Below are 18,792 nucleotides of genomic sequence, written 5' to 3'. Positions count from 1 at the left end.
GAGGCTTGTTTGCGATTAATTTGCAACAATGTTTACTAATTTCCCTGGGACAGCGATCACTTTACGTACGGTTTTCCCTTCAATTTGTTCTTTAATTTTCTCGTCTTCCATTGCCAATTGCTCGAGTTGTTCTTTTGTTGCATCAGCAGGAACGTGTAGTTTCGCACGCACTTTTCCGTTTACTTGAATGACGATTTCAACTTCATCTTCAACTAATTTCGCTTCATCGTATGCTGGCCAAGCTTCGTATGCAATCGTATTGTTATGTCCGAGCTTCTCCCATAATTCCTCAGCAATATGAGGACAAACTGGCGACAATAACTTCACGAATCCTTCCATATACACTTTCGGTAATACAGGCGCTTTATATGCTTCGTTAATAAACACCATTAATTGTGAAATTGCTGTATTGAAACGAAGCGCCTCGTAATCTTCTGTTACTTTTTTCACCGTTTGATGATATACACGTTCAAGCGTATCTGTTTCTGGATTGTCAACGATTTTCGGATTTAATTGGCCGTCTTCTTCAACAAATAGACGCCATACGCGATCTAAGAAGCGACGTGCACCGTCAAGACCTTTTGTCGACCACGCGATCGACGCTTCTAAAGGACCCATAAACATTTCGTATAAACGCAACGTGTCCGCTCCGTGACTTTCCACAATATCGTCCGGATTCACAACATTTCCTTTCGACTTACTCATTTTCTCATTGTTTTCTCCAAGAATCATTCCTTGGTTAAATAGCTTTTGGAACGGTTCTTTCGTTGGCACAACGCCGATATCGTATAAAAATTTATGCCAAAAACGTGCATACAATAAGTGCAACACCGCATGTTCTGCCCCGCCAATGTAAATGTCGACCGGCAACCATTTTTCAAGCTTTTCAGGATCAGCTAATTGCTTATCGTTATGTGGATCGATGTAACGCAAATAGTACCAACAACTTCCTGCCCATTGCGGCATCGTATTCGTTTCACGACGTCCTTTTTTGCCTGTTTTCGGGTCAACGACGTTCACCCATTCTTCGATGTTCGCAAGCGGTGATTCTCCTGTTCCTGATGGCTTAATTTCATCTGTTTTCGGCAACACAAGCGGCAACTCTTCTTCTGGCACTGGCGTCATCGTTCCATCTTCCCAATGGATGATCGGAATCGGTTCGCCCCAATAACGTTGACGGCTAAATAACCAATCGCGAAGGCGATACGATACTTTCTTCTCCCCTTTTCCGTTTGCCTCTAGCCATTCAATCATTTTTTTCGTTGCCTCTTCTTTATTCAAGCCGTTTAAGAAATCAGAGTTTACATGTTCGCCGTCTCCAGTATAGGCCTCTTTTGAAATGTCCCCACCAGCAACAACTTCTTTGATTGGCAAATGAAATTTTTTCGCAAATTCATAATCGCGCTCATCATGTGCTGGAACAGCCATAATTGCCCCTGTGCCGTAGCTCATTAACACGTAATCGGCGATCCAAATCGGCAATTTCTCACCGTTCGCTGGATTGATTGCATACGCCCCCGTAAATACACCCGTTTTTTCTTTCGCTAAATCGGTCCGTTCGAGGTCGCTTTTACTTTGAATTTGTTTTAAATAAGCATCAACAGCTTCTTTTTGTTCTGGTGTTGTAATTTTTTCAACGAGCGGATGTTCAGGTGCTAGCACCGCATAAGTGGCACCGAATAACGTGTCTGGACGCGTTGTAAACACCGTAAACGTTTCATTATGCCCATCGACTTGGAAATGAATGTTTGCTCCTTCCGAACGACCGATCCAGTTGCGTTGCATTTCTTTAATGCTTTCTGGCCAATCAAGTTCTTCTAAATCTTCAAGCAAACGATCCGCATATGCTGTAATGCGAAGCATCCATTGTTTCATCGGCTTACGAATGACCGGATGTCCCCCGCGCTCACTTTTTCCATCGATCACTTCTTCGTTCGCCAATACCGTTCCTAGCGCTGGGCACCAGTTCACCGGCACTTCATCCATATACGCTAATCCTTTTTCATATAACTTTAAGAAAATCCATTGCGTCCATTTATAATAGTTCGGATCGGTCGTATTCACTTCACGATCCCAGTCATATGAAAAACCTAATGATTTAATTTGGCGGCGGAAGTTGTTAATGTTTTTTTCTGTAAATTCAGCTGGGTCATTTCCTGTATCTAGCGCATATTGCTCGGCAGGCAATCCGAACGCATCCCACCCCATTGGATGCAATACGTTATATCCTTGCATGCGCTTCATACGCGCTAAAATGTCCGTCGCTGTATATCCTTCTGGATGACCGACATGCAATCCTGCGCCGGATGGATACGGGAACATGTCGAGTGCATAAAACTTCCGCTTTCCGTCATCTTCCGTCGTTTTGAACGTTTTATTTTCTTCCCAATACTTTTGCCATTTTTTCTCGATTTCACGATGATTAAAACTCACGTGACAAACCTCCTTTTTATCCATTTTAAACAAAAATGAAAAACAAAAAACCTCCCATCCCAAAAAGGGACGAGAGGATTCTCCCGCGGTACCACCCTTGTTAGCGCACGAACCGTGCACTCACTTTCATCATTAACGCAGATTCACGGCGCATGCTACTTCATTCGCACACGCGACTCCAAGGCGAGTTCGTAAACAAACTTCGGTTGACTCGCACCACCCGTCAACTCTCTGCCGACCATTTGTTTACTACTACTCCTTTTCACTGTCATTTTCTATTATTTCATTATACACATTATTTTAAAAAATTTACGTCCACGTTGCAAGTGTATTCAAGTATGGGTTTGAGTCAAGACTTTGTGGGAGATTTTTTTCTCGACCGATTTTATTGGTTATATATGGTTTTATGGACTTGTTTCATGTAAGCGCTTTTATCTACTCTTATCCTGTAGGTATGTGCCTATATCTGTGTTTTTAAAAACCTTTCAATGCTTGCAATACCTCGTAAATCGGTGTCCCTGAAGATTGCAAAGGTATGAGATATGATGTCGTACCACTTCTGCCATTTGCGTTTGCACGCGCTTCAGTGCCTTTTTCACGATCTCTTCTCGTTTCGTTTCTTCTCGTTCTTCCACGCAACACATCACTCCATGGCGTGTCCGAATAAGTAACGTATCTTTTATCGCGGCGATCGCTCGCAACATCGCTTCAATTCCTGCATCCCTCCAGCTTCGACCGTTTTTACTTCGTTTCGCAAACACATGCATCGTTCCTTCCGCACCCCCCATCGCTCTCATGTTTGTCGTGTCGATCCCTTTTTCCTTCAGCCATATGCGATAGTCACGCAAACATCCTGGCATCTCCTCGATTCGACGAACAAGCGCCTCGAGTTGCTTTTCCTTCTCCCCATGTTCTAGCGTACCGATGGCACTTGTGAGTTCTCGTAACACCCCCTCTTCATCCCATGACGCGAATGTTTTTCGAATCGCCCGATATCTCGCATGACCTCGGAACAATTGCCGAATCTCTCTCGCTACATGGAACTGATCGAGCTGAAAGTACCCTCTATCTCCAAAATATTCACGACAACCCGTGATCCATGGGGCACCATCTCCATTGATGACGACCCAATCTTCTAGTGGATCATACCCATATTCTTCCACCAAGAAGCTCTCGATGGCTTCCCAGATTGGCTCATTCGTTTGATGAACATAGTTAGCGTCGGTTCACCAAAGAAACTCGTTTGCCGTTTTTCTCCCATCCTTGGTGAATCGTCACAATTTTCTCTTCTTTTCCTTTCATGCAGCTTCGTTGCCGTTTGACGTACAACCCGTCCGCTTCAATGAAAAACACCCGACCTTTTTTCTCCATCTTGCGGTGTCCAACGACTTCAGCCTCGACAATCAACTGACGAATCGTTTCGTGGCTCATGCACGCATATCCCACCAGTTTCTCTAAGGACTGGGCAGCTTGTCGATACGATGAACCTGTCACTGCCAGATGAATCGCTGTTTCTTCTAACAACGGACTGACTCCATGTGCCCCCTCAAACTGAAGAAAAGCATCCAACAGACAGACATACCTCCGTTTTTCCCGATCGAAGTAATAGTTCCGCTTGACTTCCACTTCTCCAAACATCGTCTACATCCGTATCCCTCGTTTATCTTTGAGCGCGTATCGTTTTTTATCTCGTTTTTCCGCAAATGTGCGGTCGATATCCTCCAACACCTGTTGAAGCAGTTGACCATATTCTTTTTGCATATGCCGAAACAATAACTGTTCAATGTCTTTCCATGTGACTCCATCTGTGATATAATCCTGCATGGGCTCCAATCCTTTCTTTGGTTATTTTTTCGCACTTACTACCTTACAGGAGGAGAGCCCATTTTTCATCTATTTTGCTTACATATCGGACAGGTTCCTGATTATACCAAATCAGGAACCTTTCTTTTTTTCTCTCACAAACATTTTACTCATACCTGAAATGTGCTGGATTGACGGGTAAGCTCTTTAAGCATCGGGCATAGGAATAAACTAGGTGCCACGACCAATGCCATTCCGAGAAATGGGAATCCAGGTGAATACAAGTACAAGTATCCACTGACAAGTGTTAAAACCCCAGTGGTTAAACTCATGGCAAGTGATGCGTAGAGTCCATGAGCTGAAGGAATTTTGTCCTTACTAATATATTGATTAACAAAAGTCATGAATGCAAAGTGCGTGAGACCAAATGTTAAAGCGTGCAACGGTTGAGAAAACACAAAAACCAGTGGATTCTCAAAAAAATAGACACTTGACCAACGGATAATTGATGCAATCCCGGCCAATAGAAACATAGTCGCTACATCGAACTTAGTGAATACTCGGTTTGAAATGTAAAAGAACCCGATTTCAGCTAAGACAGCCAAAACAAGGATTCCACCAATATAAACACTATTGATTCCTATGTGTTTAAGATAAATAACTCCGTAATTATAATAGGCAGCATGGGTACCTTGTAAAACCATACTCAGGAGGAGACATATTAAAAATGATTTTGATTTCAGTAATTCAAAGGAACCTCCTGCCCGTTGAGAAAGCTTAACTCTTAAGCTTGATGGAGATCGAATTAATGATAGGATTAAAATGAATAGATTACCGAGTAAAAACAAATAGATAATATTGTTCGCATTTTTTGAGGCTACCCATCCTGTTAACACTGATGAGAGAATAAAACCGAACGATCCCCATAATCTGCATTTTCCATAGTCAATCCCATTTTCTTCTTTTGATAGAATGGAGGCCTTTGTCTCGTTGATAGGTAACAACATGGGATAGATGAGGCTGAAAAAGACCATTACTAACATAAGCCCTGCCAAATTATTAAAAGGCAAAAAACATACTAGGATGATTAGAGATAAAAAAGCGACTATAAGCGAAACGTGTGATAACCAATACCTTTTGCACAAGGCAGGAAAAATGTACGAAGTTGAAAAAGCTCTTACTAGTAATCCGATGGATATCACGATCCCTGCTTGTTGAGCAGTTAACCCTTTTGTAATCAGCCAAACGGTCCAGTACGGTAAGAAAATCCCCCAGGTGAAGAAAAATACAAAAAAGTTTGTGGATAACCATGTTTGTTTCATAACACTTCCCCTCATGTCAATACATTTTTTTTCGTTTTCTGAATGGTTTCAATAAGTTGTAGGGACAGTTCAAAAGCCTTTCTTTCTGAATCCGGATGATAGTTATCGGAGAAGGGATTAGCGAACCCGTGCTGTCCTTTAAACAACTCGACTTTTATCCCTGATTTACAGGATAATTGCTCGATGAGCCAGTTAACATTAAATGACTTTTCGTGCTCAGAAAACAGTAATAGTACGGGTAGTTTTGGGAATAAATTGAGATAGTCTCTAATCCGTGATCCATAGTAACCTATGGCCGCATCTCCTATGCCATAATGTTCGCAACATAACCAAGCTACGGTTGCACCGACGCTATACCCCCAGAACACAATGGTTTTGTATCGAGACTTTAAGGAATCTACTAAATTTAAAACTTGTTTTTTCGCTTTTCCAAATCCAATTTCATTTTTGAAATATTGGTAAGCATCTGCCTCATCATCATAATGAAAATGATCTCGATTTAATAAATTGGGGCAGTATACATCATACCCTTTAGTGGCAATCATTTGAGCTACGTGTTTCATATGATCGTTAATCCCATAGATTTCATGTATTAGGATGACAGCAACATCAGAATAATTACAGTGTTTTAACATGATATGACAAACTCCTTATCCTTATAATTAAAGATAGAGGGGGTGTCGCACTCCCCCTCAGTATAGGAAGTTAGTATTTGATCGGCATTGTAACAATACCATGAAAGGTAGGGTTAGGCGTCCACTCAGGTCTTTCAAGATTATATAAAGGTGTAATGTGAGAAAAACGTTGAATAACTTCTTTTAAAATTTCGGCGATTTCTACGCGAGCAAATGCTGCAGCAATGCATGCATGATAACCACCACCAAAACCAATATGCTGTTTACCTGTCCGATTGATATCAAATTTTTCTGGATTTTCAAAAACGCGTTCATCACGACCAGCGGAACCGAGGAAGAAATAGACCGAATCTCCTTCACGAATAAGTTGGTTATGAATAGTAATATCTTGGGCAGCGTGTCTTGTTATGTATTGAATTGGTCCTTCAAGTCGCATAGCCTCATCCAAGACCTTAGGAATTAGAGACAGATCTTTTTTGAGTTCATCAAATACTTTTGGATGTTTGAACAATAGATGCAACGTATTACTTAACATGAACTGCGGAATTTTATGTCCACCAAAAATTAGATGAATGGTTTGTGCGATAAGTTCATCGTCACATAATTCTCCTTCCTCACCCGGATTATCTGAGATTAAACGGCTTAACAAATCGTTGCGTTTTTTGATGCGTCTTTCAGCAATTGCTTCTGAAAGAAACATGTACATTTCTTTCATACTTTTTTTGGTTTGATCGCTGATATCTTTGTCAGGGACGTGGGAAACAACAAAGTTTTGCATAAATTGAGCAATGTCATCTGACCAACGGATAAAACGTTCAACCTCTTCACCTGGAATACCAAGCATTTTACAAAGTACCAACGCCGGAATTGGATGAGCAACTTCAGAAACGAAGTCAAACTCGTTCGAATGTTTTTCAACCACTTGATCTAAAACTGATGTTACAATTTTCTTGATTTCAGGAGTGATAGCCTCAATCTCTTCTTTCCAAAAAGCACGGTTCATGTATTTTCTTAAACGTGTATGGATTGGACGGTCGTTATAAATCATCCATGTGGATATAATGTCGATGATCTCCTTAAAGTGCTTGTCTTCGCCTTCAGGGAGATTTTTCAGCTTCTTCTTCCCTTTTAAGAGGTATTACATTTTTATGTTTAAGAAGCGCGGCTACAGTTCTTAATGTAACATTATGAGATTCTTCAGTTACAATTCTTATTGTTTGAGCATTGGATTCAAATCCCCCAAAGCATTTCATTATATTATCAAGACTTCTTTCGGCACTATGACCAAAAGGAGGATGTCCTATATCATGCGCAAAGGTTGCCGCATGAATAAGTTTCAAATCAATAGTTGGTAAATCATTTTTTAACAAATGATTGTTTACTCTTTCAGTAATTATTTCTGCGATTTCGTTGACTTCCAAAGAATGAATCAATCTATTCCGTAAATTATGGTTATGAGGAAATGGAATAAGTTGTGTTTTAGTATGTAAAATACGAAAGTATGGTGATCTTAGTATTCGTTGGTAATCGCATCTAAACTCTGAAATCGAAATCTTTTCTTGTTCTGGTGAAAATCTGCTTTTGTCATATTTTTTATACATTAACCTCTCCCACTCTACAAAAATAGTTTTCTGAATAAATAGTAAAAACCCAAGAGGATAGGTTTCTATTAATGTTTCACGAGTGAAAACCTATCCTCTTGGGTTGATGTCTTCGATACTATATGTACAACTTATAAATAGGTATATGAATCCCGTCCATATCCCTTCATCTTTCTTAATTACTGAATAAAATGGACTTAGATTCACTTTCACTCGTAGTCCAGCAATTTAAGGTTGCCGGGTAGAAACTCTCAGACCATATTTCTGAGGATATACGAGCAAGTTTTTATTAAAATATTCATTTTTATTAATAATTATATAGATTGTAAAAATTTATGTCAACAAAAAATGGAATTATAACCCGTGGTACTATATACATGCACCTTAAAACCATGACTTCTGTATGAACACCTTTTTTCATGGCTATACTGCTCCTAAATATTTCTATACAAAAGGAGCGGAATTGGCATGAAACGTTTGAAAATCACAAATGATCACGGCTGGACGCCTCGAACACTTCGGAAACAAGAACGGAAAATCAAAGATGCTTCGCTTCGTGTTCGGGTGACCGCTGTTCGTCTTGTCATGGAAGGTCACCTCGGTAAAGATGTCGCGAAAATGGTCAATCTGTGCCGTCAATCCGTTGCCATCTACGTTGCACGGTTTAATCAAGGTGGGCTCGATCATCTACTCGATCGTCGGTTGCCGCCTGGTCGTGTGCCGTTTCTTACGGAAGAACAACAACAAGAAATTAGACAACTCGTGTTAACTACTACACCTGTGGATGCTGGCTGGGGCATCGCTTCGTCATGGAACACGCGCATTTTACAATCTTACATTCAACAAACCTATGGTGTTTCCATGTCACGGGAAGGGATTCGCAAGTTGTTGCATCGTTTGCGTTTGTCATGGACACGTCCGACTTACAAGCTAGTCAAAGGAGACGCCAAGCGTCAAGCCGCCTTTCAAAGAGAACTTGAATTTATATAAAAAAAACTAATTACTGAGAATGTTACGCTGTTTTATGTGGATGAGACGCATGGTCGTGCTTATCAAGCGCTACGTACGACATGGGCAGAAGTAGGAAATCAAAAACAAGTGCCAAGCTACGGTCACCATGCCCACGTTTCTATTTTTGGCGCCGTCGATGTTCAACAAGGCGATGTGGTTTTCCATCGTGCTTCATCTGCCAATGCCGAAACGTTCCTGGACTTTTTGCGCCGATTGAAAGAGAAATATGCCGATCGATTCCTCGTGCTTGTGTTAGACAATGCGCGCATTCATCATGCCAAGATGGTGCAAGCCTTTCTTGATGGCGAGGAAGGTGCTGCTTTTCATTTCATCTTTTTGCCACCGTATTTTCCACAGTTGAACCCGATTGAACGGTTATGGAAGTGGTTGAAAGATGAGGTGATTGCCAATGTTTTTCACAAGGATCAAAACGACATTGCCCAATCCATTACTCGTTTTGAACAATACGTTCTACAACACTCGGATGAGGTGTTGCGCCGCATCGGGTGTACTGTGTGAATCGGAGGTTAAAATTTTAAATTGGATGTATATAGATAAAATCGAGTAAGCATAAAAATAGCCCTTGCTTGTGGATCTCCTGTAGAATGAAAGTGCTATCCAACATTCGAAAGGAGAATCCCCATGCAAGAGCACTTTCATTTTACTACAGATCAAGCAAAGATTCAAAAACAATATGCAGTCATTTTCTTTTTTGTTTCTGCCCAGCTGTCACAAATTCAATTCTATCTTCAACGTCGCAATCGTCATTTGGTGAAACAAGAAGATACGGTGATCATTGCTATTCATCTTTTAGGAAAGCTGCTTGGCTTCTCTTCCGAACGTGCATGGCATCGCTTTGTGACTGGGAACTTGTTTACGGATGGACATTTTCTTGAACGTTCTCGATACAATCGCCGTTGCCGAGCGCTGCGCTTTGCGATCAAATGGATTCGTCATGAACTAGCGAAACGTGGTCAACACCATGCCTATGCGGTCGTAGATAGTATGCCACTCGAGTTGTGCCATGCCGCAAGAATGTACCGTGTCAAACGATTCCAAGGAATCGCGGACATCGGACTTTGTGCGTCGAAAAAGCAGTGGTACTACGGATTTAAGCTCCATCTTCAGGTGACCAACCAAGGACTGCCCATGGGATACGTGGTAACGGAGGCGTCCTGTCACGATCGAACTGCAGCTGAAACCGTCATGACTCAAATTCCTCACCTCTATAACTTGGGTGACAAAGGATTCATCAGTAGCGAATTGCAAGAAAAGTTGTATGAAGAGTACCAAATCGCTTTTTGGACTCCATCTCGCAAAAACCAGAAACACCGCCCATCGGAATCATGGGAGAAATGGCTCAAACAAAAACGTAAAGTTATAGAGACGGTGTTCTCCGTCCTCGTTGACCAGTATCGTATGACAGAAATTCGTGCGAATTCGATTGCGGGATTTGAAGTAGCACTAGATGGCATCTTGTTGGCATATTCACTTGTCACACTTGGGCTAGTTGAGCGCTAGCGCTCAACTAGCACCACGGGTTATACACATTATTTTAAAAAATTTACACCCTCGTTGCAAGTGTATTTAAGCATGGCTACTCAATCATATAGATGATACACATGATACAAAAAGTATAAAATAATTAAAAATATTTCAGGTAGTTATTTTATTATGATTAGGTTATTATACACTAAAATGAAAGGGAGTTGACAATAAATGATGAAAAAATTTTTTCTCATCTTCTCTATTCTCATCAGTTTTCTTATTCTCGGATGCCAGTCGGAACACATAAAAGGATTTATTGTTTTTGGGAAATGGGACGGTGTATATGTAGCAAAAAAAGATGCTCCTTTTGTTCTTAACTTCATTTTATTAAGTGACAGCCCTCTAACAAACGTAACATCTATCGATTTTCCCGAAATCTCACACGCAATCGATGACATGCAATATGATCTTATCAAAGGTGATAAATACAAAGACTTTCAATTATTTAATATCGCTGTAAATTTACGTTTAAAAGAAGTAAGTAGCGCGACACTATCTAAAATAACTCTCATATTTGATCAAAAATATAAAGAGACATTCCCGATCGGTCAAATCAAGTTAGCTGTAGACGAGAAAGGAATATTTACTCCACAAAATGAGTATGTGACAGCTTATCCAAATACGCAATTTTTTCAAGCAAAGCTGAAAAACGTTTCAAAGCATACGATCCAAATAAAGGGTGTAACTGTAGAAAACACTTATTTACAGACAAAAGATGTAAAGATAAACGATAAATCGGAAAAACAGAGTGTAAGTCCGAACGAAACAATAAATATGTATTTTACTTTTGCTGAAAAGGCGGAACAAAGCGCTCACTTTTATATTGTTTCACCAAAAATTGAATATGAATTAGCAGGAAAAGCATCAAGCACATATATTGATCCTGTTTTTTACGGTGTGACAAACCTTACCAAAGAAAAACTAGATGACATTTTGAAGCAAAACTAAACTATCCCCCACCCGGAGCATGTCCGAGTGGGGAAATTACGTTTCATTATGATATTCTGCTTTCGCTTCTTGCCCTTTTTTCGCATTCCTTTGTTTCACTTCTTTTACCGGATCACCAAAATCTTTCGCATGCAATGTTTTTTGTTCTGGATTGTTTTGTTTCGAACGTTTTTTCATCGTTTTCCTCCTAGTGACGAAGTAAAATCATATCGTTTTGTAATTGTTCAAGCTGCAGGCGCATGCGATGCAATTGCTCGCGCTGTTGGGCGTTACAACTTAACGAAAAATGCGCCAAATCGGTCACCGCATGTTCAAGCATTTGCTGGGCTTTTACATATTCTGTATCGTTATAATGTTCAAGCTTGCTTGCTTCCGTATATTGCTCTTTTGCATAGCGAAGCACATCTTCACAATGTTGTAAAAACTCATCCATTGACTGTCGTGTTGCCATACGCATCCCTTCCTTTCTTTCGTATCGCTTTATAGTTTGTACATTTTCTTGTCATTTATCACAGCACCGTTGAGTTTCTCGTTTGAAACGTGCTACAATGCTAAAATGATGCGAGGTGATCAAAATGAATCCTTTTCCATATACAAACGATAAGAAACGATACCATACATGGAACTACCACCTACGTCAAACATTTGGTGAAAAAGTGTTTAAAGTGTCGCTTGATGCAGGATTTGATTGTCCGAATCGTGATGGCACCGTCGCGTATGGCGGTTGCACATTTTGTAGCGCTGCCGGTTCTGGTGATTTTGCAGGTAGACGGACGGACGACTTAGTAACGCAATTTCATACGATTAAAGAAAAAATGCATACGAAATGGAAAGATGGCAAATACATCGCCTATTTTCAAGCGTTCACAAATACGCACGCTCCCGTTGACGTCTTGCGTGAAAAATTCGAATCGGTGTTACATTTAGAAGGAGTCGTCGGTTTATCAATCGCTACACGCCCCGATTGTTTACCTGACGATGTCGTTGACTATTTAGCCGAATTGAATGAGCGAACGTATTTATGGGTCGAGCTTGGCTTGCAAACCGTTCATGAACAAACCGCTACTTTAATTAACCGCGCACATGACTTTTCGTGCTATGTAGAAGGAGTACAAAAGCTACGTAAACATAGCATTCGCGTTTGTGCCCATATTATTAACGGATTACCGCTTGAAACGTATGACATGATGATGGAAACAGCAAAGACGGTCGCTCATTTAGATGTGCAAGGCATTAAAATTCATTTACTACATTTGCTAAAAGGAACTCCGATGGTGAAGCAATATGAAAAAGGAATGCTTCGCTTTTTAACGTTCGACGAATACGTGCAACTCGTTTGTGATCAGCTAGAGGTATTGCCGCCAGAGATGATCGTTCATCGGATTACAGGAGACGGTCCGATCGATTTAATGATCGGTCCGATGTGGAGCGTCAACAAATGGGAAGTGTTAAACGCCATCGATGCCGAATTAGAGCGACGCAATAGTTATCAAGGGAAAAAATATGTACGAAAGGGAGAAAGATGATGAAACTCATGCGCATTTTGCCGTTTGCGCGCTCGCTCATCGACTTAGCTGTCAAAGAGGGAGATATCGTCGTCGATGCAACGGTTGGCAACGGTCATGATACGCTTTATTTAGCGGAACGTGTCGGGCCGTCTGGGCATGTGTTTGGCTTCGATATTCAAGCGCAAGCGATTGAAAATACGACAAAACGACTGCGTGAACATCGTATGGAAGAACGGGTCACGCTCGTACAAGCAAGCCATGCAGAACTTTATGCGCATATTCCTTCCGAATATAAAGGACGCATTACCGGTGCGATGTTTAATCTCGGCTACTTGCCTGGGGGAGATAAACAAATTGTTACAAAACCAAACTCAACGATTGCTGCGATTGAACAATTGCTGGACATCATGGCTCCGGAAGGAATCATCGTTCTCGTCATTTACCACGGTCATCCCGAAGGAGCAATCGAGCGTGATGCTCTTTTACAATACGTTTCAACAATCGATCAACAGCGCGCACACGTCATTCGATACGAATTTATGAATCAAATCAATCATCCACCGTTTATCGTTGCGATTGAGAAGAGGTAAAAAAGTAGCGATCGGTCTTCCCTATCGCTACTTTTGCTTTGTTAGTGAAATATTTCTTCTAAATGAACAAACAAACCTGGAAAGCAAACAGATTGAACAGTTCCAACACTTACTTTAATATCCGCCTGCTCGTATAGCCCCTCTTCATTTAATACATAAACGGTCACGGCTTGTTTCATTGGATTGACAATCCAATATTCTTTTACACCATATTCCATATATAAATTAAACTTCGTCACTAAATCGTACGCTTGATTCGAAGGACTGAGTATTTCAACAATTAACGTCGGAACACCGACATATTTTGTGTCTGTAAATCCGGTTTGATCACAAATAATGCTTAAATCAGGAATGACGAGCTTTCTTTCAGAACATGTTTCACTCACTAGCTCAATGTCCGTAGGGGCAGCAAATACTTTACATGTCTTTCCTTTCAAATAACTCCCGAATATTGTATGAAGATTGCTTGATACGAGTTGATGCTGGATGCTCGGTGAAGGTGTCATATAAACGACGCCATCAATATATTCTAATCTTTCATCACTATGTTGACGCATAATTAGATATTGTTCATACGTGACGTGTGAAAAGCGAGGTAACGACATATTCATCCCTCTCTTCTTTTCTTCCATTATACACCCGTTTTCTTCACGCATACATCCATCTTTGCCATTTTCGATACATTCTGCCGTTCCAATAAAAGAAGTGGGACGTCATGCCACCGGAACGCAACAATTGTTTCGCTAGCTTATGAATACCTTCTTGCTCGTGTACTTTTTCATCTGATAAATATAATCCGAGCAAGCCACGATGAATAAAGCGATGAAATTCACGATGTGGCAATTGTGCAATATGGCGATCTGCCTCTTCAATGAAATGACGCAAACGGGCAAATAGCGTCTCCTCATTCGGATAATAAAAACAAAAATTTAAATCTCCACCTTGTCGGTCTTCCTCTTGATCAATGAAATAATCAAGCAAAATGTGCAGCCCTTGTACGTATGGAAAATAGCTGTTGCGCACACGTTGTGCAAGAAGCTGATCGAACGCATCGTTGCAGGCGTAAGCAACTAGACAAAAAATACCGAGCGTTGAACCAGAACAAGCGGAAAATTCGTACCACTCCATTTTCGGCAACGATGCTTCATGTTTAGCGAACCATTGCTTCAAGCGCGGAATGCGCTCCTCTTTTTTTACATGTTTATGTACTTGTAAGTCACAATAATATGATGCAAGTTCATGTAAAAATGGAGCAATGACGTCATAATGTTTCACTTCTTGCAACATTTCTTGGCACGTATCGACAAGGGCATGCAAATAGCCACCGTCATCTTGTTCGGCACGATAACGATAATATGCCTCTTTTTTTGCCCCGACCGTTAACGCATGGATCATTGAATCGTGCAACGCACGAAAGTCAGTCGGATCAAGCGACGTACTGCGATCGCATAAATTATCGAGGTAATCGCTAATCGTTTGATAAGCAACGATAAAACGAATGCATCGCTCCATTTCTTTTCCCGCCAGTAAAGCTAAAATCGCGCCCCCTTCGCAATGAAACGTTTTTGTTGCGATGCTCGCTAACGCTTGTTTGCGCAATTCTTCGTTCGGAATAGCTTCTGCTCTTTTTTTCCAAACGGCTAGTTCCCGGTGAACAAGCGGAAAAACGCGATGATAGACAGCTCGCATTAGACTAAACGGATTTGTTGGAACGTTCAATGAGTTCACCCCTTTGCAGCTGCAAAGTTAAAAACGTATGGGCATATAAAAATACTTGTTCACGTTCAGGTTCGTTAAAAATTTCATGATACAGTTTTGGCCATTCTTTATACACTTTTTCACTTACCGTCAACTGATCAAACCATGATTTGACTGCATGTTTATCGACAATTTTATCATCTCCCGCCTGCATGACAAGCATCGGAACGTCTGGTAAGTCCGCAATTTTATCATGAGCAATCTGAATGGCTTTGACTAGCTCACGATACCAGCGAACAGACACTTTCGTCACGTATAATGAATCGTTTTTATCCATCTCACGCACTTCTTCATTTCGAGTCGCCATCTCCACCGTTAACCCTAATGGAAAACGCTTTTTCGGATGAATGACATTTAAAATGTGCGAAGCGATTTCAAGTGCTTTGGACGGATAGTGAACGAGCCCTAAACATGGAGAGGATAAAATGACACCGCGCACAGGAAGACGCTTTTCTTGCAATGTACGAATGACGACGAGCCCACCCATGCTGTGACCGAGTAAAAAAACAGGCTGCTCATACACGCTTGCTTCATGCACCCAACTGGCAACCGCTTCGATATATTCGTCAAAGGAATCAATATGTCCTCTTCGACTGCGTGATGTCGTTCCTTGCCCTGGTAAATCTCCTGCAACAACATGAAAACCGTGCATGCGAAACATTTCAATAAGCCATTTATATCGTCCATGATGCTCAGCTGCACCGTGAACGATCACAATCGTTCCTTTTGCGTTTTCTCCTTCCCATTTCCACATATACACCCCTCCTTTTTATATTTACGAATAGACGAAAAATTTGTACACTAAATATAACAAATTGAACTGAAAGGGACGAGTGAAATGATTTATCCATATAAAGAACATACACCAAACATTGCACCTTCCGCCTTTATTGCAGATTACGTTACTATTACAGGCGATGTAACGATCGGAGAAGAAACGAGCATTTGGTTCAACACCGTCATTCGTGGAGATGTCGCACCAACGATCATCGGCAACCGTGTAAACATCCAAGACAACTCTGTCCTTCACCAAAGCCCAAACAATCCACTCATCATTGAAGATGATGTCACCGTTGGCCATCAGGTCATTTTACATAGTGCCATCGTGCGAAAAGGCGCCCTCATCGGCATGGGCTCCATCATTTTAGACGGTGCTGAAATTGGTGAAGGTGCTTTTATCGGCGCTGGCAGCCTCGTTCCACAAGGAAAAAAAATCCCGCCACGCACACTTGCATTCGGTCGCCCTGCGAAAGTGATTCGTGAACTAACCGAAGAAGACGAGCGTGAAATGGCACGCATTCGTCGCGAATATGTCGAAAAAGGACAATATTATAAATCACTTCAAGTAAACAAACCACGCGACAAATAAGCGTGGTATTTTTACATTGTTTTATTATTGACTTCACATATGTATTTTATCATAAAATCAGGGGGATTTGCTTATGTTACGAAAATGGTACGATTGGGAGTGCAAGTTATTTTACAGCATTAATCGTTATTTTGATCAAAAATGGCTAAACACCTATTTTCGTTCAATTACACACGTTGGAGGGGCTACATTTTCAATTACATCGGTTATGCTAGCCATTTGGCTATTGCGGGATGAATGGCGCGATACTGCTATCGCAAGTGCGATCGCCTTAGCACTTAGCCATATTCCTGTCGCAATGATGAAAAAAATATATCCTCGCAAACGACCGTATATTTCACTGCATAAAACGAAAGTAACAAAAAACCCATTAACTGACCATTCATTTCCATCAGGACATACGACTGCAATATTTTCTGTCATCGTTCCGTTTTTACTATACGCTCCAGCGCTTGCTGTTTGTCTTTTACCTATTGCTGTTAGCGTTGCCGTGTCGCGCATTTACTTAGGGCTTCATCCTATTTCGCGCAGGAGACTCCCACTTCAACGAACAAAGGGAGTAAGTGGGAGAGGAATGCGCGTTCCCCCTTTCTTTTGTGTATGATATAATAGAGGCGTGGAGAAAACCGTTTAATAAAGGCACTCCAGTAACTGCTACTCGATGTATGGAGTTGGTTACAGGAAACGTTGTAACCGTAAAACATCGAGCGTGGGTCCGTCTGTTGTGTGTGGAAGCCAAGTACTGCCAACAGACATGCCGAGAGAATCGGTAACGATGCAGGCATGACCTGCGTCGTTGGGTAGTCGTCAACCTGCCCCTGATGCAACCCCAAGTCAAGGAAGGAGGACAGAGTCCGTTTGCACTTCTGGGGAGTTGCAAGCCCTCACTTCAAGCGTTAGCTAAGTGGGGGTAGTTGACTTTCTGTTCTTACTTAAAAAATAGGAAAGGAGAGCTACATCTTGTAACTCTCCTCTTTTCCTTACTTCGCTAACTCTAATGCTTGTTGTTTTAACGCTTCCGTTTTATCTGTACGCTCCCAAGGAAGGTCGATATCTGTGCGACCAAAGTGGCCATAAGCTGCTGTTTGCTTATAAATCGGGCGACGGAGATCGAGCATTTTAATAATGCCTGCTGGGCGAAGGTCGAAGTTGTTGCGCACCACTTCAATTAATACATCTTCAGACACTTTGCCTGTGCCGAACGTGTCGATTGAGATCGATACAGGTTGCGCCACACCGATCGCATATGCTAATTGCACTTCACATTTATCCGCAAGACCTGCTGCGACAATATTTTTCGCTACGTAACGAGCCGCATATGCTGCCGAGCGATCTACTTTCGTTGGGTCTTTTCCTGAGAAAGCCCCACCGCCGTGACGAGCATAACCACCGTAAGTGTCAACGATAATTTTGCGTCCTGTTAACCCTGCGTCACCTTGTGGACCACCGATGACGAAACGACCTGTTGGGTTAATGAAATATTTTGTGTTTTCATCGATCAACTCCGCTGGAACGACAGGTTGAATGACATGTTCTTTAATGTTGCGCACAATTTGATCTTGTGTAATTTCTGGATGATGTTGTGTAGAAACAACGATCGTATCGATGCGTACAGGTTTGCCGTTTTCATCATACTCCACTGTCACTTGCGTTTTTCCGTCCGGGCGTAAGTATGGTAAAATGTCTTCTTTACGCACTTCTGCTAAACGGCGCGCAAGTTTATGGGCAAGTGAAATTGGAAGCGGCATAAGCTCTTTCGTTTCGTTGCACGCGAAACCAAACATTAATCCTTGGTCTCCTGCACCGATCGCTTCGATTTCTTCATCTGTCATTTGTCCTTCACGAGCTTCTAACGCTTTATCAACACCCATCGCAATATCTGGGGATTGTTCATCAATGGATGTTAATACGGCGCACGTATCTGCGTCAAAACCGTATTTTGCACGCGTATAGCCAATTCCACGAATCGTTTCACGGACAATTTTCGGAATATCTACATATGTAGATGTTGTAATTTCTCCGCTCACTAAAACAAGTCCTGTTGTTACACTCGTTTCGCACGCAACACGCGCATTTGGATCATTTGCTAAAATCGCATCTAAAATCGCATCGGAAATTTGGTCACAAATTTTATCCGGATGCCCTTCCGTTACAGATTCAGATGTAAACAGACGACGTTTAGGCATTCAAACATTCCTCCTCAGTATAATGACAAATGATACGGTACTCATCCCTCTTATTATGGTCTATCGTGAAAAAAACCTTT

19 protein-coding genes, 1 pseudogene, 1 riboswitch and 1 other annotated feature are annotated in these 18,792 nt (G+C 41.5%); of the genes and pseudogenes, 8 read left to right on the top strand and 12 right to left on the bottom strand.

Annotation, left to right across the window (positions count from 1 at the left end):
- Window positions 1-15: 15 nt before the first annotated feature.
- The 6 genes and pseudogenes from leuS to NSQ23_RS03190 form a co-directional block, all read right to left on the bottom strand.
- A complete protein-coding gene (leuS, locus tag NSQ23_RS03215; protein ID WP_009361595.1) occupies window positions 16-2,433 on the bottom strand; it encodes a leucine--tRNA ligase in 2,418 nt (805 codons plus the stop codon).
- A 62-nt stretch (window positions 2,434-2,495) separates the two neighbouring features.
- Window positions 2,496-2,708 (bottom strand) — a binding site (T-box leader).
- Between the two features lie 199 nt (window positions 2,709-2,907).
- Window positions 2,908-4,257 (bottom strand): annotated as a pseudogene (locus NSQ23_RS03210) (ISLre2 family transposase).
- A gap of 149 nt (window positions 4,258-4,406) precedes the next feature.
- Window positions 4,407-5,558, bottom strand: a complete 1,152-nt coding sequence (locus tag NSQ23_RS03205) for a 3-phenylpropionate MFS transporter (protein ID WP_339172870.1) — start codon at window positions 5,556-5,558, stop codon at window positions 4,407-4,409.
- A gap of 11 nt (window positions 5,559-5,569) precedes the next feature.
- Window positions 5,570-6,193: a dienelactone hydrolase family protein gene (locus NSQ23_RS03200; protein WP_004888968.1), complete on the bottom strand. Its 624-nt coding sequence runs from the start codon at window positions 6,191-6,193 to the stop codon at window positions 5,570-5,572.
- Between the two features lie 70 nt (window positions 6,194-6,263).
- The gene (locus tag NSQ23_RS03195) at window positions 6,264-7,241 is read right to left on the bottom strand and encodes a cytochrome P450 (RefSeq protein ID WP_339172867.1); all 978 of its coding nucleotides are present in this window, start codon (window positions 7,239-7,241) and stop codon (window positions 6,264-6,266) included.
- Between the two features lie 49 nt (window positions 7,242-7,290).
- Window positions 7,291-7,794, bottom strand: coding sequence for an HD domain-containing protein (locus NSQ23_RS03190; protein ID WP_339172865.1), 504 nt, complete (start codon window positions 7,792-7,794; stop codon window positions 7,291-7,293).
- A 196-nt stretch (window positions 7,795-7,990) separates the two neighbouring features.
- A riboswitch (purine riboswitch) is annotated at window positions 7,991-8,092 on the bottom strand.
- Between the two features lie 170 nt (window positions 8,093-8,262).
- Here NSQ23_RS03190 and NSQ23_RS03185 point away from each other — a divergent pair.
- The 4 genes from NSQ23_RS03185 (at window position 8,263) to NSQ23_RS03170 (ending at window position 11,301) form a co-directional block, all read left to right on the top strand.
- Window positions 8,263-8,784: a winged helix-turn-helix domain-containing protein gene (locus NSQ23_RS03185; RefSeq protein WP_339172862.1), complete on the top strand. Its 522-nt coding sequence runs from the start codon at window positions 8,263-8,265 to the stop codon at window positions 8,782-8,784.
- 36 nt (window positions 8,785-8,820) lie between these two features.
- Window positions 8,821-9,324, top strand: coding sequence for an IS630 family transposase (locus NSQ23_RS03180; protein ID WP_339172860.1), 504 nt, complete (start codon window positions 8,821-8,823; stop codon window positions 9,322-9,324).
- 123 nt (window positions 9,325-9,447) lie between these two features.
- The gene (locus NSQ23_RS03175; protein WP_004888965.1) at window positions 9,448-10,326 is read left to right on the top strand and encodes an IS982 family transposase; all 879 of its coding nucleotides are present in this window, start codon (window positions 9,448-9,450) and stop codon (window positions 10,324-10,326) included.
- A 198-nt stretch (window positions 10,327-10,524) separates the two neighbouring features.
- Window positions 10,525-11,301 carry a hypothetical protein gene (locus NSQ23_RS03170; protein ID WP_004888964.1) on the top strand — a complete coding sequence of 259 codons (777 nt, stop codon included), beginning with the start codon at window positions 10,525-10,527 and terminating at the stop codon, window positions 11,299-11,301.
- Between the two features lie 36 nt (window positions 11,302-11,337).
- Here the strand turns inward: NSQ23_RS03170 and NSQ23_RS03165 are convergent, their stop codons facing one another.
- Together NSQ23_RS03165 and NSQ23_RS03160 are read right to left on the bottom strand one after the other, a co-directional pair.
- Window positions 11,338-11,478, bottom strand: coding sequence for a hypothetical protein (locus tag NSQ23_RS03165; protein WP_006320695.1), 141 nt, complete (start codon window positions 11,476-11,478; stop codon window positions 11,338-11,340).
- 10 nt (window positions 11,479-11,488) lie between these two features.
- Complete coding sequence (locus tag NSQ23_RS03160; protein WP_003397789.1) at window positions 11,489-11,752, bottom strand: YtzC family protein; 264 nt, start codon at window positions 11,750-11,752, stop codon at window positions 11,489-11,491.
- A 124-nt stretch (window positions 11,753-11,876) separates the two neighbouring features.
- Between NSQ23_RS03160 and NSQ23_RS03155 the strand changes: the two genes are divergently transcribed.
- Both NSQ23_RS03155 and NSQ23_RS03150 read left to right on the top strand, forming a co-directional pair.
- Window positions 11,877-12,827, top strand: a complete 951-nt coding sequence (locus tag NSQ23_RS03155; protein WP_064214612.1) for a TIGR01212 family radical SAM protein — start codon at window positions 11,877-11,879, stop codon at window positions 12,825-12,827.
- A complete protein-coding gene (locus tag NSQ23_RS03150) occupies window positions 12,827-13,399 on the top strand; it encodes a class I SAM-dependent methyltransferase (protein ID WP_339172853.1) in 573 nt (190 codons plus the stop codon). The genes NSQ23_RS03155 and NSQ23_RS03150 overlap by 1 nt, the downstream gene beginning before the upstream one ends.
- Before the next feature lie 41 nt (window positions 13,400-13,440).
- Here NSQ23_RS03150 and NSQ23_RS03145 read toward each other — a convergent pair whose 3' ends face one another.
- Genes NSQ23_RS03145 through NSQ23_RS03135 form a run of 3 tightly spaced genes read right to left on the bottom strand, consistent with a single transcriptional unit; the run spans window position 13,441 to window position 15,911 of the window.
- A complete protein-coding gene (locus tag NSQ23_RS03145) occupies window positions 13,441-14,004 on the bottom strand; it encodes a Uma2 family endonuclease (RefSeq protein WP_339172850.1) in 564 nt (187 codons plus the stop codon).
- 43 nt (window positions 14,005-14,047) lie between these two features.
- Window positions 14,048-15,118 (bottom strand): tetraprenyl-beta-curcumene synthase family protein, encoded by a 1,071-nt coding sequence (locus tag NSQ23_RS03140; protein WP_339172849.1) that lies wholly within the window; start codon window positions 15,116-15,118, stop codon window positions 14,048-14,050.
- Window positions 15,093-15,911 carry an alpha/beta hydrolase gene (locus NSQ23_RS03135; RefSeq protein WP_339172846.1) on the bottom strand — a complete coding sequence of 273 codons (819 nt, stop codon included), beginning with the start codon at window positions 15,909-15,911 and terminating at the stop codon, window positions 15,093-15,095. Before NSQ23_RS03135 ends, NSQ23_RS03140 begins: the two co-directional genes overlap by 26 nt.
- 84 nt (window positions 15,912-15,995) lie before the next feature.
- Between NSQ23_RS03135 and NSQ23_RS03130 the strand changes: the two genes are divergently transcribed.
- Entirely contained in the window at window positions 15,996-16,526 is a 531-nt protein-coding gene (locus NSQ23_RS03130; RefSeq protein ID WP_339172843.1) for a gamma carbonic anhydrase family protein, read from the top strand.
- A gap of 73 nt (window positions 16,527-16,599) precedes the next feature.
- Complete coding sequence (locus NSQ23_RS03125; RefSeq protein WP_339172841.1) at window positions 16,600-17,130, top strand: phosphatase PAP2 family protein; 531 nt, start codon at window positions 16,600-16,602, stop codon at window positions 17,128-17,130.
- Window positions 17,131-17,506: 376 nt separating this feature from the next.
- Here the strand turns inward: NSQ23_RS03125 and metK are convergent, their stop codons facing one another.
- Window positions 17,507-18,712 (bottom strand): methionine adenosyltransferase, encoded by a 1,206-nt coding sequence (gene metK / locus NSQ23_RS03120; RefSeq protein WP_339172837.1) that lies wholly within the window; start codon window positions 18,710-18,712, stop codon window positions 17,507-17,509.
- Between the last annotated feature and the right edge of the window lie 80 nt (window positions 18,713-18,792).

Origin of the sequence: Anoxybacillus sp. FSL W8-1294 (genome assembly GCF_037965005.1) — a bacterium.
In the GTDB taxonomy this organism is placed as follows: domain Bacteria; phylum Bacillota; class Bacilli; order Bacillales; family Anoxybacillaceae; genus Anoxybacillus; species Anoxybacillus flavithermus_G.
Note: the sequence above shows the minus strand (reverse complement) of the source record. Positions and strands in the feature narration are given on the sequence as shown.

What these genes read in the sequence shown, in the direction of transcription:
- NSQ23_RS03205 (WP_339172870.1), bottom strand. Translation starts at nt 5,558, where the DNA reads ATGAAACAAACATGGTTATCCACAAACTTTTTTGTATTTTTCTTCACC.
- NSQ23_RS03200 (WP_004888968.1), bottom strand. Translation starts at nt 6,193, where the DNA reads ATGTTAAAACACTGTAATTATTCTGATGTTGCTGTCATCCTAATACAT.
- NSQ23_RS03195 (WP_339172867.1), bottom strand. Translation starts at nt 7,241, where the DNA reads ATGATTTATAACGACCGTCCAATCCATACACGTTTAAGAAAATACATG.
- NSQ23_RS03190 (WP_339172865.1), bottom strand. Translation starts at nt 7,794, where the DNA reads ATGTATAAAAAATATGACAAAAGCAGATTTTCACCAGAACAAGAAAAG.
- NSQ23_RS03185 (WP_339172862.1), top strand. Translation starts at nt 8,263, where the DNA reads ATGAAACGTTTGAAAATCACAAATGATCACGGCTGGACGCCTCGAACA.
- NSQ23_RS03175 (WP_004888965.1), top strand. Translation starts at nt 9,448, where the DNA reads ATGCAAGAGCACTTTCATTTTACTACAGATCAAGCAAAGATTCAAAAA.
- NSQ23_RS03170 (WP_004888964.1), top strand. Translation starts at nt 10,525, where the DNA reads ATGATGAAAAAATTTTTTCTCATCTTCTCTATTCTCATCAGTTTTCTT.
- NSQ23_RS03165 (WP_006320695.1), bottom strand. Translation starts at nt 11,478, where the DNA reads ATGAAAAAACGTTCGAAACAAAACAATCCAGAACAAAAAACATTGCAT.
- NSQ23_RS03160 (WP_003397789.1), bottom strand. Translation starts at nt 11,752, where the DNA reads ATGGCAACACGACAGTCAATGGATGAGTTTTTACAACATTGTGAAGAT.
- NSQ23_RS03155 (WP_064214612.1), top strand. Translation starts at nt 11,877, where the DNA reads ATGAATCCTTTTCCATATACAAACGATAAGAAACGATACCATACATGG.
- NSQ23_RS03150 (WP_339172853.1), top strand. Translation starts at nt 12,827, where the DNA reads ATGAAACTCATGCGCATTTTGCCGTTTGCGCGCTCGCTCATCGACTTA.
- NSQ23_RS03145 (WP_339172850.1), bottom strand. Translation starts at nt 14,004, where the DNA reads ATGTCGTTACCTCGCTTTTCACACGTCACGTATGAACAATATCTAATT.
- NSQ23_RS03135 (WP_339172846.1), bottom strand. Translation starts at nt 15,911, where the DNA reads ATGTGGAAATGGGAAGGAGAAAACGCAAAAGGAACGATTGTGATCGTT.
- NSQ23_RS03130 (WP_339172843.1), top strand. Translation starts at nt 15,996, where the DNA reads ATGATTTATCCATATAAAGAACATACACCAAACATTGCACCTTCCGCC.
- NSQ23_RS03125 (WP_339172841.1), top strand. Translation starts at nt 16,600, where the DNA reads ATGTTACGAAAATGGTACGATTGGGAGTGCAAGTTATTTTACAGCATT.
- metK (WP_339172837.1), bottom strand. Translation starts at nt 18,712, where the DNA reads ATGCCTAAACGTCGTCTGTTTACATCTGAATCTGTAACGGAAGGGCAT.